The following is a 23,871-nucleotide window of genomic DNA, read 5'->3' as shown; positions in this document are numbered from 1 at the left end:
GATGTTTTTATATAAAAATATTATTCATTGTGCTGATATAAATATTTCGTCATATTTGCTTCTTTAGCAAGGTTGTTCCACCTTTTCTCCAGAGTCCAATATTTATCTCCAGGCTGGGCGTAAATCATATTTCTTAGATCATTTTCATCGTTTCCATCCGCCTTCATCCTAGAAAACATCATTTTTCTCATATAGGATGCCCCAATTGAGGTATAGAATTCAAATTGCTCCCAAGGAAATGTGTCAACGGAATATGTGCCCAATTCCCTTTCGTTCAATTTGTGTATAAACCACTTTTTAAAATCAAGTAAATGCCGATTCGCATCTGAATATTTTTTTAGGGTTCTTTTGATTTCATTGTTACGACCGTAAAGATTATTAAGGAAATCAGCCCACTCCTGAAAATTTTTTCTCCGGGTGGAAGAAATATCTTCAAGGTTTTCTTTAAAACTATCTGGAAACAATTCTTCTTTTGGATGATTAAGAAGAAAATTTAGATACCCAATTGCCAAATCTTCCTCAATTTCAAAATCGAACTCAAAATCCTTATCAATTAATGAGGTAGCATGATCCCAAGGGTAATGCAAAATGATTTGTGGTTTAACTTTAACAATTTCTCGTATTGCTGCTTGTACCTCTGCTAGTTTTATTAGGTTGTTTGGCGAAAATGCCAATTCCATTAATGAAAGCTTTGTGCATACTAGAGTGTATTGTTTTGGGTCGGGAACCTGAATTGTATTTTTGCTCAATTCATACCAAATCATGGTGTCACAAATAATTCTTGTCATTGAGAGGAAGTTTTAGGGACAATGAAGGATGAATATTTCAAATCGGCTAAAATTAACTTATTTCTTCTTTTCTCAGATTCCCAGATACTTACCTCTAACAGATATTTTTGAAAGGATGACACAATTTGTCAGTTTAAAGAGAGTATAGTCAATCAGATCTTTGCTCACCAATTCTCTTGAACCGATTCTTAGTACTCATTAAATATGAAGTTTGTATTAAAAGGCCTATCTCAAAAAATGAGATAATTGGTTTTTTTCTCTATTTTTAGTTTCGGACTTATTAAAGAGATGAACAGGATTAAAGAAGTGCTTGAGGAAAAGGGTATTACCCAAACTTGGCTGGCAGAGCAGCTGGGGAAAAGCTACAATATGGTCAATAGCTACGTCCAAAATCGTCAACAGCCCCGTTTGGAAATTCTTTTTGAAATAGCCAAAATCCTCCAAGTAAGCGCCAAAGATCTCCTGGTGGATCAAAATCCTGCAAATCAGTCCAATTGAAAAACAGCAAAAGATAAAAGACGAATGTCAGATCGTACTACACAAGAAATGGATGGAAAGAGCCTTTCACCCACTGAAGAAAAATTGAAAGCTTTGAGGGAAGTGCTTCCTGAGGTTTTTACTGAAAATCAGATCGATTGGGAAAAGCTCAAAGCCACTTTAGGTGAGAACATCAATTTTTCAAATGAACGCTATGTGCTCAACTGGGCGGGAAAAAGTGCTGCTTTTAAAATTTTGCAAATCCCTTCCACTAAAACTCTGGTTCCTGCCAAAGATGAAAGCGTAAACTTTGATGAAACCCAAAACATATTCATAGAAGGTGAGAACTTGGAAGTGCTGAAGGTGCTCCAGAAGAGCTACTTTGGCAAGGTCAAAATGATCTACATCGACCCTCCCTATAATACCGGTAATGACTCTTTCATCTACCCTGACAAGTTTTCAGAAACTAAAGCTGAATATGAGAAGCGGGTAGGCGATAAGGACGAGGATGGCTACATGACGAAGGATGGTATGTTCAAAAAGAACAGCAAGGAAAATGGGCAGTATCATAGTAACTGGCTTAATATGATGATGCCAAGACTCTATCTGGCCAAAAACCTACTTCGACAGGATGGAGTGATCTGTGTTTCCATTGATGATAATGAAGTCCATAACCTTCGATTGCTAATGAATGAGGTATTTGGGGAGGAAAATTTTGTTGCAGAATTTATTTGGAAAAGTAGGCAAAATAAGGACAATAGAACTGTTACTGGTGTCTCTATCGATCATGAGTATATCCTTGTTTTTTCGAAAACAAATAGTTTGAGACACTTTATTGGTACACCTCGCAAGACTAATAGTTATACAAATCCTGATAATGACCCAAGAGGTTCTTGGGCTAGTTCAAATATGGTTGGGCTTAAGGATGAAGCCAGTCGTCCAAATCTTCATTATGATTTGATAAATCCTAAGACTTCAATTAACTACGGTCGCCCAAAAATGGGATGGAGATATGATATAAAAACCATGACTAAACTTATTTCTGAAGATAGAATTATATGGCCTGAGTCAGAAGAAGGGAGGCCTAGACGGAAAGTTTTCCTCTCTGATATTAGTGAAGTTTTGCCAGGCTTTTCTTCTATTGTTGGTAATGATTTATTCACTAGAGATGGAACAAAAGAAATAGATGATCTATTTGACAAAAGATATTTTGACTTCCCAAAGTCAAGCAAATTAATAAGTGACCTTATCAATCAAACTTCTGGTAAATCGGATCTTATTTTGGATTTTTTTGCTGGTTCTTGCACAACTGCTCAGGCCGTTATGGAATTAAACAGGCAGGATGGAGGCAACCGAAAATATGTCTGCGTGCAGCTTCCCGAGCTTTGTGAGGAAAAAAGTGAGGCTTTTAAGGCAGGTTATTTTTCCATTGTTGATATTTCTAAAGAGCGAATCAGAAGGGCAGGAAATAAGATCCAAAGTGAAATTGATGAGGAAGTCAATTCGCTTGGACAAAAAATTAAAAAGCTGGAAGGAGAGATTCCGACTGACGAGGCAAAAACAGAAATTGCAAGCCTCCAAGAAAAAATCCAATCGCTACAAACCCAGGATCTGGGTTTCAAGGTACTTAAGTTGGATGATAGCAACTTCAAGCAATGGAAGCAGCTTTCCGGTCACAATGCCCAGGCTTTGGCCGAGCAGATCAAGCTCTTTGTTGATCCCGTGGCTGAGACTGCCACTGAAGAAAGCATGGTCTATGAACTCCTCCTTAAGAGCGGAAAAGACCTCAATAGCCAAATTGAGAAAAGATCAGATGCCTACTGGATCAATGGAAAAGAGCTGGTTTTGATCTTGAACAAAGTTCCCGAAGACACGATCAAAGAAGTGATCGATGCAAAGCCCACCAAGGTCATTGCTTTGGATAGGATCTTTAAGGAGAATGATCAGCTGAAAACCAATACCGTCCTGCAAATGAGAGATGCGGGGATAGAATTCAAGACGATTTAATCCATGGAGTTACTTGCTTATCAGTCACTTTTTAGTGACATCAAACAAAAAATCCAAAGATCTCAGGTCAAGGCAGCTGTAGCAGTCAATTCTGAGATGATTCTATTGTATTGGGAGATTGGTAAATCCATCGCTGAAAAGCAAAGCCAAGAGGGTTGGTCTGCCGGTGTGATACCTCAATTGTCCAAAGACTTGCAAAAGGACCTTCCTGGCACCAAGGGTTTTTCAGAAAGAAATTTAGGTAGGATGTTGGCCTTTTACAGGGAATATCCAGAAGCTTCAATTTTGCCACAGCTTGTGGCAAAATTGCCTTGGGGTCACAATATCCTCCTGATCGAGAAAATCAAAGAAAAGGAACTCCGGTTTTGGTATGCGGAACAATGCATCGCCAACAATTGGAGCAGAGATATATTGGATACCCAGGTCAAAACCAATTTGTTTGGTCGGATAGGTAATTCAGTCAATAACTTTGAAGAAACCTTGCCTGCGCCACTTTCAGATCTTGCAAATCAAACACTGAAAGATCCCTATATTTTTGATTTTCTTACACTGGACGCACAACATCGAGAGCGTGATATTGAGAAACAATTGATCCAGCACATCACCCAATTCCTATTGGAGCTTGGGAAGGGTTTTGCCTTTATAGGAAACCAGTATCACTTAAAAGTTGCAGAAAGCGATTATTACCTGGACCTGCTTTTTTATCATACCCGCCTGAAATGCTATGTGGTAATAGAGCTGAAAAACACGCGATTTATCCCTGAGTATGCAGGAAAGTTAAATTTCTATTTGTCGGCAGTAGATAGCTTGGTTAAGGATGTTGCCGATAATCCTACGATCGGGATATTGCTATGCAAAGACAAAAGTAATATTGAGGTGGAATTTGCCCTAAGGGACATCAATAAGCCCATGGGAGTGAGTGAGCTTAAATTGGTGGAAAACTTACCCGATAATCTCAAGAGCAGTCTTCCGACTATTGAAGAAATTGAAGTGGAATTTGATAAGATGAAGAAATGAAGTTAAGCTTTGAGTCAAACCTAGACCATCAGCTAAAAGCTGTCAAGTCCATAACAGATATTTTTGAAGGCCAACCTTTAGAGGATTCATTGGTAGAGTTCAACCTCAAGGAAGAAGGAACACTGAACTTGATCAATGGGGTCAGCAATAACCTTGTTCTTTCCGAAGAGCAAATTCTGGCTAATCTGAAACAAGTACAATCAGATAATGACTTGCCTCTCTCTAAGAAGTTGGACGGCATGCACTTTTCCGTGGAAATGGAGACAGGAACGGGTAAAACATACGTTTATCTGAGATCTATTTATGAATTGAACAAACTATACGGTTTTAAGAAATTCGTCATCGTGGTGCCCTCTGTGCCAATCAGAGAAGGAGTTTTGAAAAATCTGGAAATTACCCACGAGCATTTTCAAACGCTCTATGACAATACTCCGCTCAATTTCCAAGTTTATGACAGTTCAAAGGTTTCATCCTTGAGAGGCTTTGCGACCACAAACACGATTGAAGTTCTGGTGATCAATATTGATTCCTTTTCAAAGGATGAAAACATCATCAATAAGCCCAATGACAAGTTGAATGGCCAAAAACCATTGGAGTTTATCCAATCAACTCATCCAGTGGTGATTGTAGATGAGCCACAAAACATGGAGACAGAGAAAAGAACTGTAGCAATTGAAAATTTGCAAGGTTTGTGTACTCTCAGATATTCTGCTACCCATCGAAATCAATACAATCTTTGCTATAGTTTAAACCCTGTGAAAGCCTATGATTTGGGATTAGTGAAGCAAATCGAAGTTGATTCAGTGATGGAAGAAAATGCCTTTAATAATGCATTTATATCCGTAGAAGCGGTCAAAGCAACCAAAACAAAAGTCACTGCAAAGCTTGCTATAAATAGCAATGAAAAAGGCGGGGTGAGAAAGAAATCTGTAACTGTCGCAGTAGGAGATGATTTATACGAGCTTTCTAATGAGAGAGAGGTTTACGCTGATGGATATCTGATTGAAGAAATAGATGCAGCGAATAACTGTATCACAATTTCCAATGGGAATATCATTTATAAAGGAGATAGCCAGGGTGGTTTGACTGAAGAAGTGATGAAGTTCCAAATCCGTAAAACTGTTGAAGAGCATCTAAAAAAGGAGAAGCTTCTCAACAAGCAGGGCATCAAAGTGCTCTCACTATTTTTTATTGATAAAGTTGCTAACTATAGGCAGTATGATGCTTCCGGTATTCCTACCCAAGGAAAGTTTGCACAATGGTTTGAGGAGATCTATTTGGATTTTATGACTAAGCCTACATTTAAAGAGTTGGATAAATTTCCACTGAAGGATGTGCATAATGGCTACTTTTCCCAAGACAATAAGGGAAGGATAAAGGATACCTCGGGTGAAACCAAAGCGGATGATGATACCTACAGTCTGATCATGAAGGACAAGGAAAAATTGCTTGGACTGACCAATCCGCTTCGATTTATTTTCTCACATTCTGCTTTGAGGGAAGGTTGGGACAATCCCAATGTATTTCAGATATGTACCTTAAATGAAACAAAATCCGAAATCAAGAAGCGCCAGGAAATCGGAAGAGGTCTCAGACTTGCTGTAGATCAGGACGGAAAAAGAACCTATGACCGGAATATCAATAGACTGACGGTAATTGCGAATGAATCCTATGAAGATTTTGCCAATAGTCTTCAACAGGAAATCGAGGATGAATGCGGTGTGTCATTTGCCGGACGAGTCAAGAACAAACAAACCCGCATGGCAATCAAATACAGGAAGGGCTTTGAGGCGGATCCGGCATTTTTGGATATCTGGGAAAAGCTCAAAAAACGCACCACGTACAAAGTGGATTATAAAACGGAGGATCTGATTGACAAAGCAGCAAAGCAACTTAAAGACCTTCCAAAAATCAACGCCCCATCTATTCGATCTACTAAAGTTAGGATCAATATGGGTACAGCGGGAGTAGAAACAGAATATGCTGGTGACAAACTGGAATCATATGGTGGTTATTCCTGGAAGATTCCAGATGTTTTGGGCTATATCCAAAGTAAAACTGAACTGACAAGAACCACTATTGAGCAAATCCTAGTTCAGTCTGGAAGGATAGAAGATATCTTGATTAATCCGCAATTGTTTTTGGATTTATCCATTCAGACTATCAAGAGGGTTCTACATTACCTGATGATAGATGGAATTAAATATCAAAAGATTGGTACCAAGGAATATGAAATGTCCCTTTTTGAATCTCAGGAACTGGAAATATATTTGAATACCTTTTCCTACAAGGTAAAGGACTCTTCAAAAACCATTTATGAAGAATATATCCCTCTGGATTCAGGTGTTGAGAGTCAATTTGCCCAGGATTGCGAAAGCAGCGAACAAGTAAAGTTTTATTTCAAATTGCCTAACTGGTTCAAAATCCCAACGCCAATAGGAAATTATAATCCAGACTGGGCGGTAGTATTTGAAAATGAGGAAAAGATCTATTTCGTCGCCGAAACCAAGGATACAGGAACGCCTGTCGTTGATGTTTATAGATTAAGTCCCGATGAACAAATGAAAATTAAATGCGGCAAAGCTCATTTCGAAGAATTTAAAGATCTGGAATATAGGGTAGTCAGTAGAGTGGGACAGTTGATTTAAACTTTTATTATGACATATATTTTAGGTTGGAAAAATTACAACTCGGTTTTCTTAGTTGGGGACAGTGTTGTCACCATAGACTATCCAGGTTCGTATTCAGATAAAACCTACGAATCGAATAGACCTTTAACATCTTTTGGAGAACAGCAAATTTTTGAGAAAGGGAAGACTATTTCAGAAAAGTGGCTTAAGCTATACGACTTAGAAAATAAGGTCATTCTTGCAATTTCAGGTACAATAGAGGAGGCTCATGAGGGAATAAAGCATTTTAAAATGTACTTGGAGATTCAAAATGTGATAGATATTCTGAAAGCTGTTGAAAATTCATTTAGTGATAAAGATGTTAAGGTATTGATAGGTTATATGGATGAAAATGTTCCAAGGTTGATTTCATATAACGGCAAAAATAATTCACGAATTATACAGCATGACTTCTTTGAAGTAGCGCATTCTGGTTCGATAGGTGAGTCTTTTATTAATCAGACCGAAAATTTTTTCGCTCAAATTGAGGTGAAAGGATGGTCGGATGAGCAAATATTGGCTTCGATCATAGCTGTTACCCAATCATATGGGGTTCAGGAGGAAATCATTAGACAAGGTGTTGGAGGCTTCTTTTCTGGGATAAGGATAAATAAAAATGGAGTTACATGGCAGCCAGACATAATGTTTGTTCCTTTTTCTTACAATGGTGAAGAAATTAATTCAAATCAGCTTGCAGAAATTTTTGGGGAGGCAAAAAGAGTATTGATTCAGGTAAGAGAATCTGTTTTGTTTTCATGCTCACCTTTTATTGAGGATATTAAGCACGCAAGAAGGCCATTTGGTAATTTTCAACCACCTCAAATTATTGGTAGTGAAGAATGGTATATTGAAAGGTTAGCATGGTCAGTTAAGTGGGGAAGTGAAGTGAATCGAAACTGTGATGAGCACAAAGCGGAATACTACATATTTTACAACACTGAAAAGCCAATTGTGGGTATGATTTTCGATGAATGGAAAAAGCCCTTCCGAATTTCAGAAGACACGATATATTTTGGAGAGGATTTAATAGCACTAGTTGAAGATTTATTTTGCCCGCAAGATGAAGAGTTCACACTGTACATTGGATTTTGATTCTATTGATAGCTGTTGCAAAAAATACATTTAGTCGTAATGTCAAGATTAGCTCCAAAAGCTACAGTAATTTTAGAATACTCTTCCTTTTTCAATGAAGATCCGACGTCTCGTATATCTTTTTTAGAAGGGTTGTCGAAAGATGCTATTTTATTTGAGTTGGCATATTTGAACTACTTGTTAAAGCCGAAAAATCAAACTCAGTTTGATCATAGTTTTGAAACGCAAATAAAGATTTTGCGATATCTTCTAAAGTCAGATCTGCACTTCAAATCATGTTTTCGAGTTTTAACTACCCACTTTGTAGGATTGGCAATACCTGCAATTTTTCACAGAGGTACGTTTTTGTTTGCGATGGAAGAAGTTACACAAAGTCAAGAGATTCTACCTATTGATGATTTTGAATTTGAGAATGCTGATCAATGGGAGAATCTCTTTAAATATATTTTAGCTGTAAATTCTGAGTTAATAAAAATCGGTGACAGTTCGGAGGAAACTTTAAAGAATCCAAGTTTCGAAAATTTGAATCCGGCATTATTGCCTATCAATGAATTATCCATTGAGTCCAATCCTGTTTTTACTATTTATAGAGGGTTTCTGTTGATAGAATACTTTTCAAAAGTGGAAAAGTATTCAAAGAAGTTGATCCAATATTTCAAGAATAACTATGGATGCTTACCCAATGAATTTCTACAAAGAGTCCAAAGGGTATTAATGCATGAATCCTATGAGGATAAAAAATTTGGTTTTTGTTATCCTTCTAAAGAGATAGATTCATTTTTAGAGGCCTTAAGTGAAAGGACTAAGAATAAAGATCTATATAAGTTTATTGGAATAAGAAAATCTCCATTGATAAAGGTAAATGATAATGACTATCTTCTTTCAGATTCTGTTTTTTTAGTAGAAAAATGCTATTCACAGTTTATAAATGACTTTTGGTTTGATTGCCTAAAAGAAGGTTGCAAGGATAGATCAGAACAAGATAAAGCTATAGAAGAATTAGGAGGCCATTTTGGTAGGTTTTTCGAGCAATATTGTTGTGGTATTCTTTCAAGAATATTCAAAGAATATCGCCACTCTATTTTTTTAACTCTTAATCAGCTAATTACTCCAGATTCGAAGGGTGGAAGTGAATTTTCGGATTTTTATTTTCGATACAATAACAAAATTATTGTGGGTCAAATTAAGGGAGGGAGTGTCAATGATAATTCAAAATATGGTGGAGATATTGAGGATTTATATAAATTAGGTAGAGATGAATTTTTTGATCGTTTTGGAGTAGACCAAGTTTATAATTCTGTTTCAAACCTATTGGAAAAGGCACCTTTGTTTGACAAAGGATTTCCGGTAGGTAAACAGATCCATGTTTTCCCTTTGTTAGTTGTTAATGAGAAGGTTTTTCAAACAGCATTATTTGCAGATGTTTTTAGTGACCGATTTGAAGAATTAACTAAGGGATTGATTAACAAGAAGGTATGTGTTAAAAGGATGTTGTTAACTCATGTTTCGGATTGGGAAAATTCAGAGGCTTACCTAACTGAATCTCCAAAAAGGATTTGGGGAATGTTTGATAATCATTTCCGGGATAAAAAATTTGTTCCAGCATTCTCAAATACTATAAATAAACTCATTCCTTCTCACAGGCGTATTCCCTACGGTTTTGCAGAACGATTCTTAAAGTTTCTTAGATGATATACTAGAATATGGGAGATAAAGTAGATCCTTTATTAGAATTAGCTGTCTGGGGCAATTTGGACAGATTTTCCGACTATTCCTTAATACTATTAAATGGTCATGTTTTTCTTGAAAAGATAATTGAGATAGCCTTAAAGAGAATGGGAGACCCTGATCCAGAGAAGTTGTCCTTTTACTCAAAAGTAATCAGATTGAAACACCTGTTGGGGCAATCACCACATTCAGATTCTATAATTTATTCTTTGACAGAGCTAAATAGATTGAGAAACAAATTAGCTCATGAATTTAAATACGATGCAAAAAATGGCGAGTTCCACAGCTGGTCAGAGCATATCCATCTTAATTTTGAAGGTGAAAAATACACCAAGTTTACTCAAAGAACTAAAATTGTCCATGCATTCTCTTTTTTGGCTATAAATATTTTGGAGGCATCAAATCAAGAATAATAGTGACAATTTAAACTAGCAAGTTCCTCCCTATATGAGGGCAGTTCCCGAAAATTTTATTGCTGACCAGATAATTAGATAATTTGATTGATTTTCAGAGTTGTTTTTAAAAAAAAGTAAAAGAGTAAAGATGTATTTATATAATTAATACTCTCAGATTGTTGCCCTTTTTAATTCTCCAAAATTCATCTAGCTATATCAAAAGTATAGGCTATCTAATATACTGTTTCAAGATAGCGGTAAATAAAGGTAGTCTGATATAGAAGCTCTAATAAGCCATATTCCTTTTTCAGAAAAGTAGTAAATTTGAGTTGCTCCTAAAAAGGGAAATATGGAGTTTGATGCAATGAAAAATGATTATTTTCATGCTGAAAACAATCTGGAAACTATTTATTAAGACTTTAATTTGAAGCCATAACCCTGATTAAAATGAAAATATTTACACAAAAGGTCAAAAAATTGATTGAGAGAAAAGATTTTCAGGTGCTGGCTAAATTACTTTCAGAAAATCCTAATCTGGCAAACGAAGGAATTACGATTCCTTTCGAATTTTTTTGTAGACAAAAAGAACACCCACTTCATAGGATTTGCGATGCTATTTTTGCGAGAAAAATTTCGGATGATGATGGAATCATATTTGCAAAGATTTTCTTGGAAAATGGAGCAAAAATAGATGGCAACAAAATTAATGGTGGTGGAACTCCCATTCTTGCTGCAGCCAGTCTTCACGCTTAAAAACTCGGAATATTTTATATTGAAAGAGGTGCTGACATTCATTATACGTATCAGAACAATGGTGAAACTGCATTGCACTGGGCAGCATTTTGTGGTAGGGATAAATTAGTCGACCGGCTAATAAGGTCTGGGACCAAAATTGATGGACAAGACAAGACTTATAACAGCACCCCACTTGGCTGGGCAATCCATTCATTACAATCAAACGATACAGTAAATAAATTCCACCAAGTCGATTGCATAAAACGGTAGCATCCCATTAAGTGTGTAAGTGTAGGAAAGTTATTCTGGAATTTTTCGGCCCATTGAAAGGCCTGGAAAAATTACGGAAATAACTTTTCGGGGTAACTTTACACATTTAAAGCTATGAAAAAAGAAGATGTCCTAAGCGAGGAATTCCTCAAGCAGTTTAAAACAGGTGAAGAGTTGTACTCTTTCCTTGCCCAGATCCAGAAGCGTGGGGTCGAACAGATCCTGGAAGGTGAACTGGATTCCCATCTGGGATACGATAAGCACCAGACTTCTGCCGGTGACAACACCCGAAACGGCCACAGTAAGAAAAAAATCAAAAACCAGTTTGGGGTATCCGAGATTCAGGTTCCCCGCGACAGAGACGCATCTTTTACTCCTGCTCTTGTGCCCAAGCGTAAAAACATGGCCCAGGGAGTAGAAAACATCATCATCTCCCTGTATGCCAAGGGCATGAGTGTGAGCGATATCGAGGAACAGATCAGGGAACTCTATAACATCGAACTTTCCACCTCCGCCATATCGCGGATCACCGAGCGTGTTTCCCAGGATATTACCCTGTGGCAAAACAGACCACTCGAATCAGTCTATTGCATCGTTTGGATGGATGGGATTGTGTTTAAAGTCAGAGAGAACTCCAGAGTGATCGACAAAACCATTTATATAGCCATAGGCCTACGCACGGATGGCAAAAAGGAAGTTCTCGGTCTTTGGTTGGGAAAGAACGAATCGGCAGCCTTCTGGCTGAGTGTATTGACAGATTTGAGATCCAGAGGCGTCCAGGATATCCTGATCACCGCCACGGATAACCTGAAAGGCTTTACAGATGCAATCAGATCAGTTTTTCCCGAGTCCACGAAGCAAATCTGCATTGTCCATCAGATCCGGAATGCCTGTCGTTATGTGGTATGGAAGGACAGGAAGGCATTTACAGCTGATATGAAGGAAATCTACACGGCTCCAAACCGTGAAGCAGCAGCCCTTGCATTGGATCAGTTAGAGTCCGTATGGAGTCAGAAATACGGCTATGCGATCAAAAGCTGGAGGGATAACTGGGAGGAACTGACTGCATTCCTGGCTTTTCCCATGGAAATCAGAAAGATCATCTACACGACCAATATCATCGAAAACCTGAATGGGAAAATCAGAAAATACACCAAGAATAAACTTTCCTATCCAACCGACGAAGCAGTGATGAAGTCCGTATTCCTGGCTGTCAACGAATCCACCAAAAAATGGACAATGCCAATCCGGGATTGGGGAACAATCCTAAACCAATTTATGATTATGTTTGAAAACCGTCTAAAATTCTAACCAACCTTAAAATTCATTTACACACTTTTCGGGATAGTGTCCATAAAACTGCTCTTACAACACGGTGCAGAGGCAAAAAAGCTGGATAAAGGGAAAAATGACTACTTGCAATTGATGGCTAAAAATGATTTAGAATTGCAAACCCTAATGAATTGAAAAATTTGTAACGCCAGATATTACTCTATGAAGATAAATAGGGGCTATCAATATTTATATTTTTTCAATGTTTAAGAACAACAAGGCTTGTTATCTTGAATAGGAGGACAAGGCACTGTTCCATAGGAGCAATAAACACAGCAATCTCCCTTCTTAGGTTTTAATATCACTTTACAATTCTCACATTCATAAAAGAATTGACAGGCGTCTGTCGGCATGGTTTCTTCTTTTTGATTTCCGCACTCAGGGCAGGTGATTATTGATTTAAGTAGGGCATTCATGCTAATTACTTTTCCTTTCTTTCTGTTACTTTGTATCCTGTGCTATTTATTGCTGTTTCAATTTCAGAAACATTCGTTTTTAAGCTGTCAAACTGTATAACAGCATTGCCGTTATCATATGATGTGGTCGAGCTGATTATTCCAGAAAGTTTATTCACTTCATGGTTTACATGTTCTTCACAACTTGTGCATGTCATCCCATTGATAGAAAACTCTACGGTCTGAAGATTTTCATTGTCAACCAGTTCCGTCTGGCTTCCTGTCTTGGGGTAGAAGATGTGCGAGTAACTTGGAAAGGCAAGCATGAGCATAGCAAATGCAGTCAAAATACCCAAAAATGTTTTAGTTTCAATCAACTTCGGTTTAGCCGGCGTTTCGCAATGGCAATCCGCTTCTCTTTTAGGTTTCAAAATCTGATACCAAGCAAAACCAAGAGTCAAAATTGTAAAAGCAATAAAGTAAGGTCTTGCTGATTCAAGCCAGGAAAAAGTGGATGCGATCCCGCTTGTTCCCGCGACAAGAGCAAAAACAGGAGTAATGCAACATATGGAAGCCGTAAAGGATGATAGAACTCCTGCGCCGATTAGTGTATTATCTTTCTTCATACAGTTTCGAAAACTTTATTTTCCTCAATTAATGTGAATATCGGTTTAAGCAGGATTTTATACTCTTCAGCTAAGGAGTAGAAAATAGTTTGCGCTTGTCTTTCAGCTTCGATGACCTTCTGATTTTTGAGTTTCCTGAGATGTTGAGAAATTGCCGATATGGTCATTCCTAGAATATCACTCAAATCACATACACATAGTTGTTTCTCTTCATAAAGCAGGAAAAGAATTTTCAACCTGACCTTATTCCCAGCCAGCTCAAGTCCCTTTGATAAATAGTCGAAGGATTCGTGAAGCTCAAAAACTCGGCTTTTGCAGCGGTTTAGTTGTTCAACGTCCGCTTGTTGCCTAATACAAGAAATGATATCCATGAATACAAAAATAAGAAAACTTCTTATTTAAGCAAATGCTTAAATACATTTTTACTTTTGTTTTAAAAATCCAATACTCTGCAACGTCAATATCCTAAAATCAAATATTTTTACTTAGTCTGAAATTATCCTTACCTACCGTTATTTCGAATAAAATCACTTCATGTTTTTCTATTTGCTCACTTTTAAAATTCTAAATGCCCCTTGAACAACCAAGACAAAAACAATTGTTCCTATAACCAGATCTGGCGTACTGGATTCTAGCCAATGAACTAATAGGCCTGCGGCAATTACACCTAAATTAATAATCACATCATTTGAAGTAAAAATCATACTTGCTTTCATATGAGCCTCTTCTTTGCTTTTCGATTTTTGCAACAGATAAAGACAAATTCCATTCGCCATGAGGGCAAGAATTGAGACAATAATCATTGTTGAAAAATCCGGAAGCTTCTCGACTCCAAAAAATCTTCTTAATACCTCTACAAATCCGATGATCGCAAGTATGATCTGAAAATATCCAGCCCATTTAGCAATCCGCTTTTTCCTATATATTGTTCCCCCCACTGCAAATAAACTTATCCCATACACAAAGCTATCCGCAAGCATATCCAAGCTATCGGCAACCAGCCCCATAGATTTGGAAATAATTCCTGTGGTCATTTCGATTAGAAAAAACGCAAAATTTATTGCAAGGACAGACCATAGTAACTTTTTTTGGTGAGTGTGTTCTTTAAAGACCGATTGGTCAGTCTTCTCGGTGGAAATTTTCCTCCCTCCTAAATTTAAGTCCACAACAGACTTTTCGATGGCTTCAATTTCCCCTTGATGAAAAACTGTCAGTTTCCGGTTTGGGATATCAAATTCCAAATTTTCAATACTGGAAATACCGTCCAAATTCATCCTGATAAGGTTCTCCTCCGAAGGGCAGTCCATTTTGGTTATCTCAAAGATTGTTTTTTGCATGTTGACTAGCTTATCTTTTGACAGCAAGATTTTTAAGATTTAAATATATATTATCAATCAGAACTCTTCAGATCAATGTTGATATGTTCGGTATCTATATCGCTTAAAATTGCATGAATCTTCTCTTTTATAGCACTTGAATCCGATAATAATCGAATGTCTGAAACTATAACATGTGCAGTGACCACAGCTTTTTCCTCTGTTAGCGACCATATATGTAAATGCTCAACCTCTTTAACTTTGTCCAAGCAAAGTATTTTTTGACGAAGTTCAGGGAGATTGATGTTCTTCGGAACTTTTTGAAGCAGTATTTTTAGTGCCTGTACCAGTTTATGCATAGCAAATACAAGAACAGTAAGGTTAATAACAATGGCCAGAATAGGATCCAATATTGGAACATCAAATAGCAACATGACAATGCTCCCAACAAGAACAGCAACCCATCCAAGAGCATCCTCTAAAAGATGAATCATCATAACCTGTTTGTTCATCGATTTACCGGATTTCAACTTCCAAACACCGATTCCATTTAAGGCTATACCCAAAAATGAAATGCCAAGCATCCAATATGCATCAGGGTTCTGTGGATTTATTATTCGCTCAACAGATGCATAAACTATATAGATTGATCCGAGTAATAATGTCACCGCGTTTATCATCGCACCCAATAAAGAAAACCGGGCATATCCATAAGAATAATTATCCGTACTTCCTTTCCTGGATTTCTTTTCGAAGTACCAGCCTGCACCCAGTGAAAGGCTGTCAGCAAAATCATGGAGTGAGTCTGCTAAAATAGCGATACTGCCTGAAATCAAACCACCTGTGACTTCTAACACGGTAAAGGCTAAATTCAGGAAAAAGGCTGTCCTGATATTGTTATCTTTTTTTGCCACTGACTAGCTGTTATTTTTTAATCCACTTGAATGCAGTTTCTTTTTCTGAAATATCAAAGTATTTAACTTCACCTGAACTGAAAAAACCCATTAGGTCAGACATTTTTTCTTCCCACTTTTTTTCGCCTACCATGGCCACTTTATCAAAGTCATTGGCATGTTTTGTATCAGATTTCACATCTTCCCAAAAGGCTTTCAGTTCCCATCCCTCAAAATCAACCATTTCAAAATACCATCGAATCTTAGAATGTTTGCCGAGCGCGTTCTTCAATAATGGTAATAGCTTTTTGTAATCAACTTCAGTTAATTTTCCTGAGGCTTTTGTTGCTATGATATTGTTTTCCGTTTGCTCTAGTATCTGTAGCATACTATTGTTTTTAAGTTAAAATATCCTCTCTGTATAAGTATTTATTCTATTTCATTACTGTGGCTTATTCATTTTCGCTGGTATGCCAACAGCCTTAAAGCATTTACTACAACGACTATTGTTGAACCTTCATGAATTAGCACTGCAATGCCTATAGAGGCGAATCCAAAGATCGTAGCAGGAATCAATACGCCGACTACACCTAAACTGATCCATAGGTTTTGCTTGATAATCCCCTTGGCTTTTCTACTTAGCCCAATTGCAAAAGGCAATACTTCAAGTTTATCAGCCATCAACGCAATATCGGCAGTTTCCAAAGCGACATCAGACCCTGCTGCTCCCATGGCAATACCTACGGTACTTGCAGCCATAGCCGGAGCATCATTTACCCCGTCACCCACCATGGCGATTTTGGATTCTGACTGCTTTAATTGTTTGATAGCTTCCACTTTTTCTTCAGGCAGTAAGCTTCCTCTTGCACCAGTCAGTCCGACTTCATTGGCAATTGCATCGGCGACTTTCTGGTTATCTCCGCTGAGCATGATCATTTTTTCAATCCCAATCGCCTTCAGTTCACTTAAGGTAGCTTTGGCTGATTCCCTAGGAGTGTCCATCAGCCCAATGATTCCAAGATAGTTCTCATTTTTTCTGATAAGGATAGTAGTGTTGCCGTTGGACTCCAACTCTTCAATTTTTTTGACTATCTCATCAGAAGGTTTTTTATCATCCAGAGCTTCATACAAATCCAGGTTTCCGATATAGATTTTATCCGAACCCACATTGGCCTTAATTCCTTTACCCAACACTGCTTCCAATGAATCCGCTTTGGGAATTTCTTTGCCATCCATTCGCTCTTTGCCGTCTCTAACTACCGCTTTGGCAAGTGGGTGATCGCTCAGCTCTTCCACCGCTATAGCATCTGCAAGTAATTCTTCGTTGGAAATTCCTTCCAGGGCAATCACCTCTGTGATTTTGGGTTTTCCTTCAGTGAGTGTTCCTGTTTTATCAAAAGCGATTGCAGTCAAAACGCCTAAATCTTCCAAGGGTCTCCCCCCTTTGATCAACACTCCTTTTTTGGCAGCACGGGCTATACCGCTTAATACAGCACTGGGTGTAGCAATGGCCAATGCACATGGACTCGCAGCTACCAAAACTGCCATCGCTCTATAAAAGCTTTGGCTAAAAGACTCATCAATGACCAAAAAGGCAAAGCATAGTATCACCACCAAAACCAACACTGAAGGGACAAAATACTTTTCGAACTTATCAGTGAGTAACTGAGTAGGAGACTTTTGTGCCTTTGCTTCGTTGACTAAAGTGATCAATCTTGATACGGTGGAGTCCGTGGCTAATTTTAACACCTTTATTTCCAAGGTTCCATTTCCATTTATAGTCCCTGAAAATGCACGGCTTTCCTCAGGAACATCTTTAAGAGATAATTCATTTGAATCAGCATTTTGCATAGCAACTTTGTCCACCGGAATACTCTCACCTGTGATGGGTGCCTGATCAACGGCGCTACTACCTTTGATTACTACTCCATCGGCTGCAATGCGGGTGTTGGGCTTGACTAAAATAATATCCCCAATTTTCAATTCTTCAATACCAACTTCTGTGGTAGTATTCTCATCTTTTTTCAAGGCGGTTTTGGGAGCCAGAGTAGCTAGGGACTCAATCGATTTATGTGCTTTTCCCATAGCGTAGTGCTCCAATGAATGCCCTAGGCTAAATAAAAACAACAGCAACGCACCTTCTGCCCATTCCCCAAGGATCGCAGCACCAATGGCTGCGACCAACATGAGGAAATCAATTTCAAACCCTCCTTTAAGAATAGTCTCAATTGCTTCCTTGGCAGTATAGAAGCCTCCAAAAAAATAGGCTCCTATATAAAACCCAAGACTAACCCACTGAGGAACGGACTCCATAAAACTGAGACCAAACCCGATTCCCAACAAAACACCGCAGCAAATAGAGAAAATCAATTCACTGTTTTTTCCGAATATCCCTGAATGTTCTACTTTTTCCTTTTCCATGATTTCATATACCAGTTAGCGTATTTTTCCTTTGTTTTTCAATGATGCCCACCTTCTTCTTCGCTGTTTTTAGCTTTTGAAAGCAGCGTAAAAGCTCCTTCAGTCACCAGCTTGATATCTTCATAGTTTCTAGCGGAATCCAATAATGTTACCTGAGTGAACCCATCTTCTTTATTTCCCATCATTACCTCTATCATCTCATAATCATAAGCTGGCTGTCCATTTTCATCCCGCTCCCCCAAGTAGGAAAAAATAAAATGCTTCTCACCAAAACGTACTACAGCATCATCTGGTGCTACCAACGCTTTTTCCGTAGCGATTTCTATTTTGGCAGTCACATACATTCCTGGGAGCAAATCAGTATTCTTGCTGTCAAAATGACCATGAACCGTCACTGATCTATCTTTTCTCACTCCCTTACCTACCAAAAACACATGCGCCTCTCTCCATTCTTCATCCGTATTGGCAATGTTGAATTTGATGCGTTGATCCTTCTTAATTTTAGGAATATCATTTTCATAGACAGAAAGCTCCACATGCAAATCATCTGAATTGGTTAAATCCATGATTACATCCTGCGGACTAACGTATTTGCCAATATTGGTAAAAACATCCAATACCGATCCGGATACAGGGGAATAGATGTTTACCACGGATTTAATCTCTCCTGTTTCCACTTTCTCGGGATCAAATCCGATCATTTTTAATTTTGCCCTGGATGTCTTTATCCTGGCTTCATTGGCCAGAAAATTACTTCTTGATTCTTCAAAGGTTTTTCCGGAAGCCACTTGTTCACCATACAATTTCTCCTGACGCTCGTACTCAGACTTTAAATAGGAGCTGTTAGCCAGGCTCTCTAAATAGTCCTGCTGAAACTGAATGAATTCAGGGTTTTCAATGGATACAAGCAGTTGCCCTTTTTTGACAGCATCGCCCGGAAGAAGTGTGGTGTTTTTCACAAAACCTCCATAAGGCATGGTAATGGAAATGTTATTTTGCGGTGGGACATCAATCACCCCATTCACCATAAGTTCACTTCCAATTTCCTTGAATTCCAATTTACCCAGCTCGATCCCTGTCACCTCATATTGCGCTTGAGACAGTTCTACCCTGGATTCATTTTCTTCGTGCTCTCCCTGAATTTCAACACTTTCAACTTTTGAATTACAGGAAGCTATAAAGCCTGCTATTGTTAAGGCAAATAGGCTGTTTATGATATATTTTTTCATTTTATAAGATTTTTAGAAATGGTATTATGGAATCGTGAAAGGTTAAACTCATTCTTCTATGTGACTTTTTAGTCATGCTCGATTTCATATTTTTCATTTTAATTGATACCAGATATGAATTCAATCTGAATAAGTGTCTGATTGGATTTGTCGAGCAAATCCAGATAATCAAAACTTACTGATAAACTTCTGTTTAACCCTTGAGTATATTCCACATAACCGATTGCACCGCTTTGGAAGCCTCTTTGAGATTGATTTAGAATGAGTTCGGCCTGGGGCAGAGCATTGGCTTCATAAAAAGCCAAACTTGTCTGGTATTTTTCGTAATCCAGAAGTAAAGAGGCCAAGTGATTTTCAAGCTCGTTGGTAAATGCCGCTTCCTCCTGTTCAGCTTCAGCTATCCTTATGGATTTGGATTTAATGGTTGCGGACTGCGATTTCAGGCTGAAAATCGGAATTGCCAACCCAACCTGAAAACCATCGAATCGATCTTTAGAGGTGAAAAATTCCGGATTACCGGCCATAGTTTCACCCGGGCCATTAAAGGATTGATTGAAATACCCCAGTTTAATATCAGGCATAAACTGTGATTTTTCCACTGACTTTTCCTTTTCTGCAATTGCAATCTGTTGCTGAACCCAGGTTAGTGTTGGATTACCATCCACGCTTAATGAAGTTAAGGACACCTCAGAAAGCTTTTGCTCAAGCTTACCCAAATTAGGTTCGATAGCAGCATCTGAGTTTAAAAGCATTTTCAGCCTTCTCAAGTTGATCTCAACATCTGCCTGATTCTGTGCCAATAATGCTTCAATTTCAGCCACCTGTGCTTCAGCAGTTGCCTTTTCAAGCAGGTTGGTTTCCCCTGCCTCAAAGCGTAAGGTGGCAGCTGATGCAAACCGGGAATAAATACTATCCTGTCTAAGGAGCAGAATTCCCTTTTCCTTTGCTGCCCATAACGCATACCAAGTTGACTTTACAGCTCTGATGAGTTCATTTTTACTCATTTCAACGGCCAATTCACCTGAAGTTACTTTGGCCTCAGCCAGTCCATTTTGTCTGCTATAAGTAGTCGGAAATTCAAAGGTTTGTGAAACTGAAAAGCGGGAATCGTTGGTAAATGCACTGTTAGTCTGACCATACTCTATATCCACAGCAGTTTTGCCAATATTCCAGCTAGCGCCCTTTAAAGCCCGCTTCTGCTCCAGCCTTAGTGCTTCTGCTTTTACGTTGGGATTATTTTCAAGCGCCAGATCTATTGCCTGATCCAGGGAAGAAACCTGTTGGATTTCCTGTGCTAAAGTTGGGATACTTATAAAAGCTAGCAAGGTGATAGTGAGCAATCCTATCTTTCGGGTGGATTTCCTGAATCCTTTTTCAAAATAGTAATACAAAACAGGCAGAACCACCAAAGTCAGAATCGTGGCAGTGATCAGTCCTCCGATAACTACTGTAGCCAATGGTTTCTGAACCTCTGCCCCACTTGAAGAAGAGAGCGCCATAGGCAAAAAGCCTAAGGATGCTACAGAAGCAGTCATAATCACGGGTCTCAGTCTGGTGCGTGTACCTGAATAGATCCGCTCAAATACGTCCGTGATGCCTTCTTTTTTCAGATGGTTAAACTCAGCTATCAGCACAATACCATTGAGTACCGCTACACCGAAAAGTGCGATAAATCCTATTCCTGCTGAAATACTAAAAGGCATCCCTCGCAACGTCAAAGCAAAAATTCCCCCAATGGCAGAAAGCGGTATCGCAGTAAAAATCAGAATACTTTGCTTTATTGACCCGAAGGTGAAAAATAACAATACAAAGATCAGCAATAGTGCCAGTGGAACCGCAACCCCCAACCGCTCTTTCGCTTCAATCAGATTCTCAAACTGCCCACCGAACGTCACAAAATAACCAGATTCAAAAGTAACAGCATTTGCTATTTTGCTTTCAATTTCGTCGACGATACTTTCCACATCCCTATTTCTCACATTGAATGCCACCACAATTCTCCGCTGGGTATCGTCCCGCTGAATCTGGTAAGGTCCTTCTTTCACGGAGACTTCTGCAACTTGATATAACGGGATCTGATCCCCATTTGCCCGGGCTATAAATAGGTTCCGGACATCCTCCAGTTCATTTCTTTTGTTCTGGTCAAGTCTGATCACTAAATCAAATCTCTTTTCGCCTTCGTAAACTTTCCCAGCGGAAGCCCCGGCAAAAGCTGCCTGGATCGAGCGGTTTACTTCTTTGATGCTTAAGCCATATTTTGCCAATTGTGCCCGTTTATAGTCGATGACAATCTGGGGCACACCTGTCACTTCCTCTATGTAAATATCTTCTGCTCCTTCCACTCCTCTGGCTATCTGACCTATCTGATTGGCATATTGAGAAAGCTGGTCTAATTCCTCCCCATAAATTTTTATGGCAACATCTTGCCGGACACCGGACATCAATTCATTGAACCGCATTTGTATTGGCTGTTGAAACCCAAAGTTCACTCCCGGCAAAACAGCTAATGCTTCAGACATTTTATTCGCCAGATCTTCCCGGTTCGTGGCAGATGTCCATTCGCCTTTATCTTTTAGGATAATCATCATATCAGCTGCCTCTACAGGCATTGGATCTGTTGGAATTTCACCAGCTCCTATTTTGGAGACTACCTCTACTACTTCAGGAAACTGATCCAAAAGTATCTTTTCAGCCTGGGTGGTTGCCTTAATGGTATTCTGAAGGGAGGAACCGGTAACCACACGGGTTTCCACTGCAAAATCCCCTTCTTCCAGGGTAGGAATAAACTCACCTCCCAATCTTGAAAAAACCCAACCTGATACCACCAATAATACCAGTGCCACACTTAGTACAACCCCTCTATGATGCATAGCCCAACGGATAGAAGGATCATAAAAACCATGGAAAAAACTCATGATTTTGTCAGAAATATTCGGCTTGTTACTCAGCTTTTTACTCAGAAAAAGAGCTGAGATCATCGGTACATAGGTAAGAGACAGAATAAAAGCACCCAATATAGCAAAGGCTACTGTCTGCGCCATAGGCCTGAACATTTTTCCTTCTGTGCCAACTAATGCCAAGATGGGCAAGTAAACAATGAGGATGATGATCTCCCCAAAAGCGGCAGAATTTCGGATCTTGCTGGCCGAAAGAAATACCTCATCGTCCATCTCTAACTGTGTCAGTTTTCTTTCCTTTTTGACTAACCCAAGATGATGCATCGTCGCCTCAACAATGATAACAGCCCCATCCACAATCAGCCCGAAATCTATAGCACCCAGACTCATTAAGTTTCCTGAAACCCCAAACAAATTCATCAGGGTGAAAGCAAATAATAAGGCTAAAGGAATTACTGAAGCCACAATCAAACCCGCCCTCAGATTGCCCAGTAACAGCAAAAGGACAAAAATAACGATCAGTGCCCCTTCGATGAGGTTCTTGCTCACAGTACCTATTGCGTTAATAACCAGCTTGGAACGGTCTAGGAAAGGCTCAATGGTAACCCCCTCAGGAAGTGTTTTTCTGATCTCATCAATTTTAGCTTTAACATTATCAATGACTTCTGCAGAATTTTCACCTTTCAGCATCATTACTATGGCACTGACTACTTCACCTTCACCATTTCTGGTAGTCGCTCCATAGCGGACAGCATTCCCTAGCTGTACTTTAGCTACATCTTTTATCAGGACGGGAATACCGTTTTCGTTCACTCGCACTGGGATATTATTGATATCTTCAAAAGATCCAACAAGGCCTTCACTTCGTATGAATAGGGCTGTTAGGTTTTTCTCAATGTATGCACCTCCGGTATTTTCATTGTTATCTTCAAGCGCCTTAAAAATATCAGCTATCGAGACATTCAAAGATTTCAATCTATCAGGTTCAATCGCTATTTCGTATTGCTTGAGGTATCCCCCGAAACTGCTCACATCTGCAACACCAGGTGTCCCAAGCAGCTGTCTTCTTACTATCCAATCCTGAATAGTCCGGAGCTCTCGTGCATCGTACTTATCCTCATAGCCAGGTTCTACACCGACTACGTATTGATAAATCTCACCAAGACCTGTAGTGATAGGAGCCATCCCGGGAGCTCCAATATCCGGAGGAATCTGCTCTTTGACTTCGGACATTCGTTCATTGACCTGTTGTCTTGCCCAATAGACATCCACATTTTCCTCAAATACGATAGTAACTACAGAAAGCCCGAAACGGGAAAAGCTTCGGATCTCTTCGATATCAGGAATTGTGGCCATCGTGATTTCAATGGGGAAGGTAATTAAACGCTCTACCTCCTCAGCAGCCAGTGAGGGAGAGGTGGTGATTACCTGTACTTGATTATTGGTAATATCAGGAACTGCATCGATGGGAAGCTTGGTGAGTGAATACACTCCCACAATGACCAATCCTATGGTAAGTAGCCCGATAATCAGTTTATTTTTAACTGAAAACCGGATTATATTATCCAGCATAAGGAATTAATT

20 protein-coding genes are annotated in these 23,871 nt (G+C 38.9%); 10 read left to right on the top strand and 10 right to left on the bottom strand.

Annotated elements, in window-relative coordinates; translation table 11 throughout:
* Window positions 1–20 precede the first annotated feature (20 nt).
* On the bottom strand, window positions 21–788 hold the full coding sequence (locus BM386_RS06650) for a hypothetical protein (protein ID WP_139235859.1): 768 nt from the start codon (window positions 786–788) through the stop codon (window positions 21–23).
* Between the two features lie 288 nt (window positions 789–1,076).
* Between BM386_RS06650 and BM386_RS06645 the strand changes: the two genes are divergently transcribed.
* The 10 genes from BM386_RS06645 (at window position 1,077) to BM386_RS06600 (ending at window position 12,489) form a co-directional block, all read left to right on the top strand.
* The gene (locus tag BM386_RS06645) at window positions 1,077–1,286 is read left to right on the top strand and encodes a helix-turn-helix transcriptional regulator (RefSeq protein ID WP_091692286.1); all 210 of its coding nucleotides are present in this window, start codon (window positions 1,077–1,079) and stop codon (window positions 1,284–1,286) included.
* 24 nt (window positions 1,287–1,310) lie between these two features.
* On the top strand, window positions 1,311–3,272 hold the full coding sequence (locus BM386_RS06640) for a site-specific DNA-methyltransferase (protein ID WP_211482888.1): 1,962 nt from the start codon (window positions 1,311–1,313) through the stop codon (window positions 3,270–3,272).
* A 3-nt stretch (window positions 3,273–3,275) separates the two neighbouring features.
* Window positions 3,276–4,289, top strand: coding sequence for a PDDEXK nuclease domain-containing protein (locus BM386_RS06635; RefSeq protein WP_091692285.1), 1,014 nt, complete (start codon window positions 3,276–3,278; stop codon window positions 4,287–4,289).
* Window positions 4,286–6,937, top strand: a complete 2,652-nt coding sequence (locus tag BM386_RS06630) for a restriction endonuclease (protein WP_091692284.1) — start codon at window positions 4,286–4,288, stop codon at window positions 6,935–6,937. The genes BM386_RS06635 and BM386_RS06630 overlap by 4 nt, the downstream gene beginning before the upstream one ends.
* A 9-nt stretch (window positions 6,938–6,946) precedes the next feature.
* Window positions 6,947–8,050 carry a hypothetical protein gene (locus BM386_RS06625; RefSeq protein ID WP_091692283.1) on the top strand — a complete coding sequence of 368 codons (1,104 nt, stop codon included), beginning with the start codon at window positions 6,947–6,949 and terminating at the stop codon, window positions 8,048–8,050.
* Between the two features lie 39 nt (window positions 8,051–8,089).
* The gene (locus tag BM386_RS06620) at window positions 8,090–9,742 is read left to right on the top strand and encodes a hypothetical protein (protein ID WP_091692282.1); all 1,653 of its coding nucleotides are present in this window, start codon (window positions 8,090–8,092) and stop codon (window positions 9,740–9,742) included.
* Window positions 9,743–9,753: 11 nt separating this feature from the next.
* The gene (locus BM386_RS06615) at window positions 9,754–10,191 is read left to right on the top strand and encodes a hypothetical protein (RefSeq protein WP_091692281.1); all 438 of its coding nucleotides are present in this window, start codon (window positions 9,754–9,756) and stop codon (window positions 10,189–10,191) included.
* Between the two features lie 429 nt (window positions 10,192–10,620).
* Entirely contained in the window at window positions 10,621–10,926 is a 306-nt protein-coding gene (locus BM386_RS06610; RefSeq protein WP_091692280.1) for a hypothetical protein, read from the top strand.
* A gap of 9 nt (window positions 10,927–10,935) precedes the next feature.
* Entirely contained in the window at window positions 10,936–11,178 is a 243-nt protein-coding gene (locus BM386_RS24115) for an ankyrin repeat domain-containing protein (RefSeq protein ID WP_091692279.1), read from the top strand.
* A 114-nt stretch (window positions 11,179–11,292) separates the two neighbouring features.
* On the top strand, window positions 11,293–12,489 hold the full coding sequence (locus BM386_RS06600) for an IS256 family transposase (protein WP_091692278.1): 1,197 nt from the start codon (window positions 11,293–11,295) through the stop codon (window positions 12,487–12,489).
* A gap of 227 nt (window positions 12,490–12,716) precedes the next feature.
* Here BM386_RS06600 and BM386_RS23910 read toward each other — a convergent pair whose 3' ends face one another.
* From BM386_RS23910 to BM386_RS06555, 9 genes are all read right to left on the bottom strand, one after another.
* The gene (locus tag BM386_RS23910) at window positions 12,717–12,926 is read right to left on the bottom strand and encodes a GDCCVxC domain-containing (seleno)protein (protein ID WP_091692277.1); all 210 of its coding nucleotides are present in this window, start codon (window positions 12,924–12,926) and stop codon (window positions 12,717–12,719) included.
* A gap of 5 nt (window positions 12,927–12,931) precedes the next feature.
* On the bottom strand, window positions 12,932–13,531 hold the full coding sequence (gene merTP / locus BM386_RS06590) for a mercuric transport protein MerTP (RefSeq protein ID WP_091692276.1): 600 nt from the start codon (window positions 13,529–13,531) through the stop codon (window positions 12,932–12,934).
* Window positions 13,528–13,902, bottom strand: a complete 375-nt coding sequence (locus BM386_RS06585) for an ArsR/SmtB family transcription factor (protein WP_057938480.1) — start codon at window positions 13,900–13,902, stop codon at window positions 13,528–13,530. Before BM386_RS06585 ends, merTP begins: the two co-directional genes overlap by 4 nt.
* Before the next feature lie 171 nt (window positions 13,903–14,073).
* Entirely contained in the window at window positions 14,074–14,868 is a 795-nt protein-coding gene (locus tag BM386_RS06580) for a cation efflux transmembrane domain-containing protein (protein ID WP_091692275.1), read from the bottom strand.
* Window positions 14,869–14,921: 53 nt separating this feature from the next.
* Window positions 14,922–15,761: a cation diffusion facilitator family transporter gene (locus BM386_RS06575; protein ID WP_091692274.1), complete on the bottom strand. Its 840-nt coding sequence runs from the start codon at window positions 15,759–15,761 to the stop codon at window positions 14,922–14,924.
* A 10-nt stretch (window positions 15,762–15,771) separates the two neighbouring features.
* Window positions 15,772–16,128 (bottom strand): SpoIIAA family protein, encoded by a 357-nt coding sequence (locus BM386_RS06570; protein WP_091692273.1) that lies wholly within the window; start codon window positions 16,126–16,128, stop codon window positions 15,772–15,774.
* Between the two features lie 68 nt (window positions 16,129–16,196).
* Window positions 16,197–18,161: a heavy metal translocating P-type ATPase gene (locus BM386_RS06565; RefSeq protein WP_091692272.1), complete on the bottom strand. Its 1,965-nt coding sequence runs from the start codon at window positions 18,159–18,161 to the stop codon at window positions 16,197–16,199.
* A 38-nt stretch (window positions 18,162–18,199) separates the two neighbouring features.
* On the bottom strand, window positions 18,200–19,390 hold the full coding sequence (locus BM386_RS06560; RefSeq protein ID WP_091692271.1) for an efflux RND transporter periplasmic adaptor subunit: 1,191 nt from the start codon (window positions 19,388–19,390) through the stop codon (window positions 18,200–18,202).
* Window positions 19,391–19,488: 98 nt separating this feature from the next.
* Window positions 19,489–23,859, bottom strand: a complete 4,371-nt coding sequence (locus BM386_RS06555) for a CusA/CzcA family heavy metal efflux RND transporter (protein ID WP_091692270.1) — start codon at window positions 23,857–23,859, stop codon at window positions 19,489–19,491.
* Window positions 23,860–23,871 lie beyond the last annotated feature (12 nt).

It is taken from the genome of Algoriphagus locisalis (assembly GCF_900116615.1).
GTDB lineage: Bacteria > Bacteroidota > Bacteroidia > Cytophagales > Cyclobacteriaceae > Algoriphagus > Algoriphagus locisalis.
The sequence above is the reverse complement of the archived record's forward strand: the minus strand, read 5'-3'. Positions and strand labels throughout refer to the sequence as shown.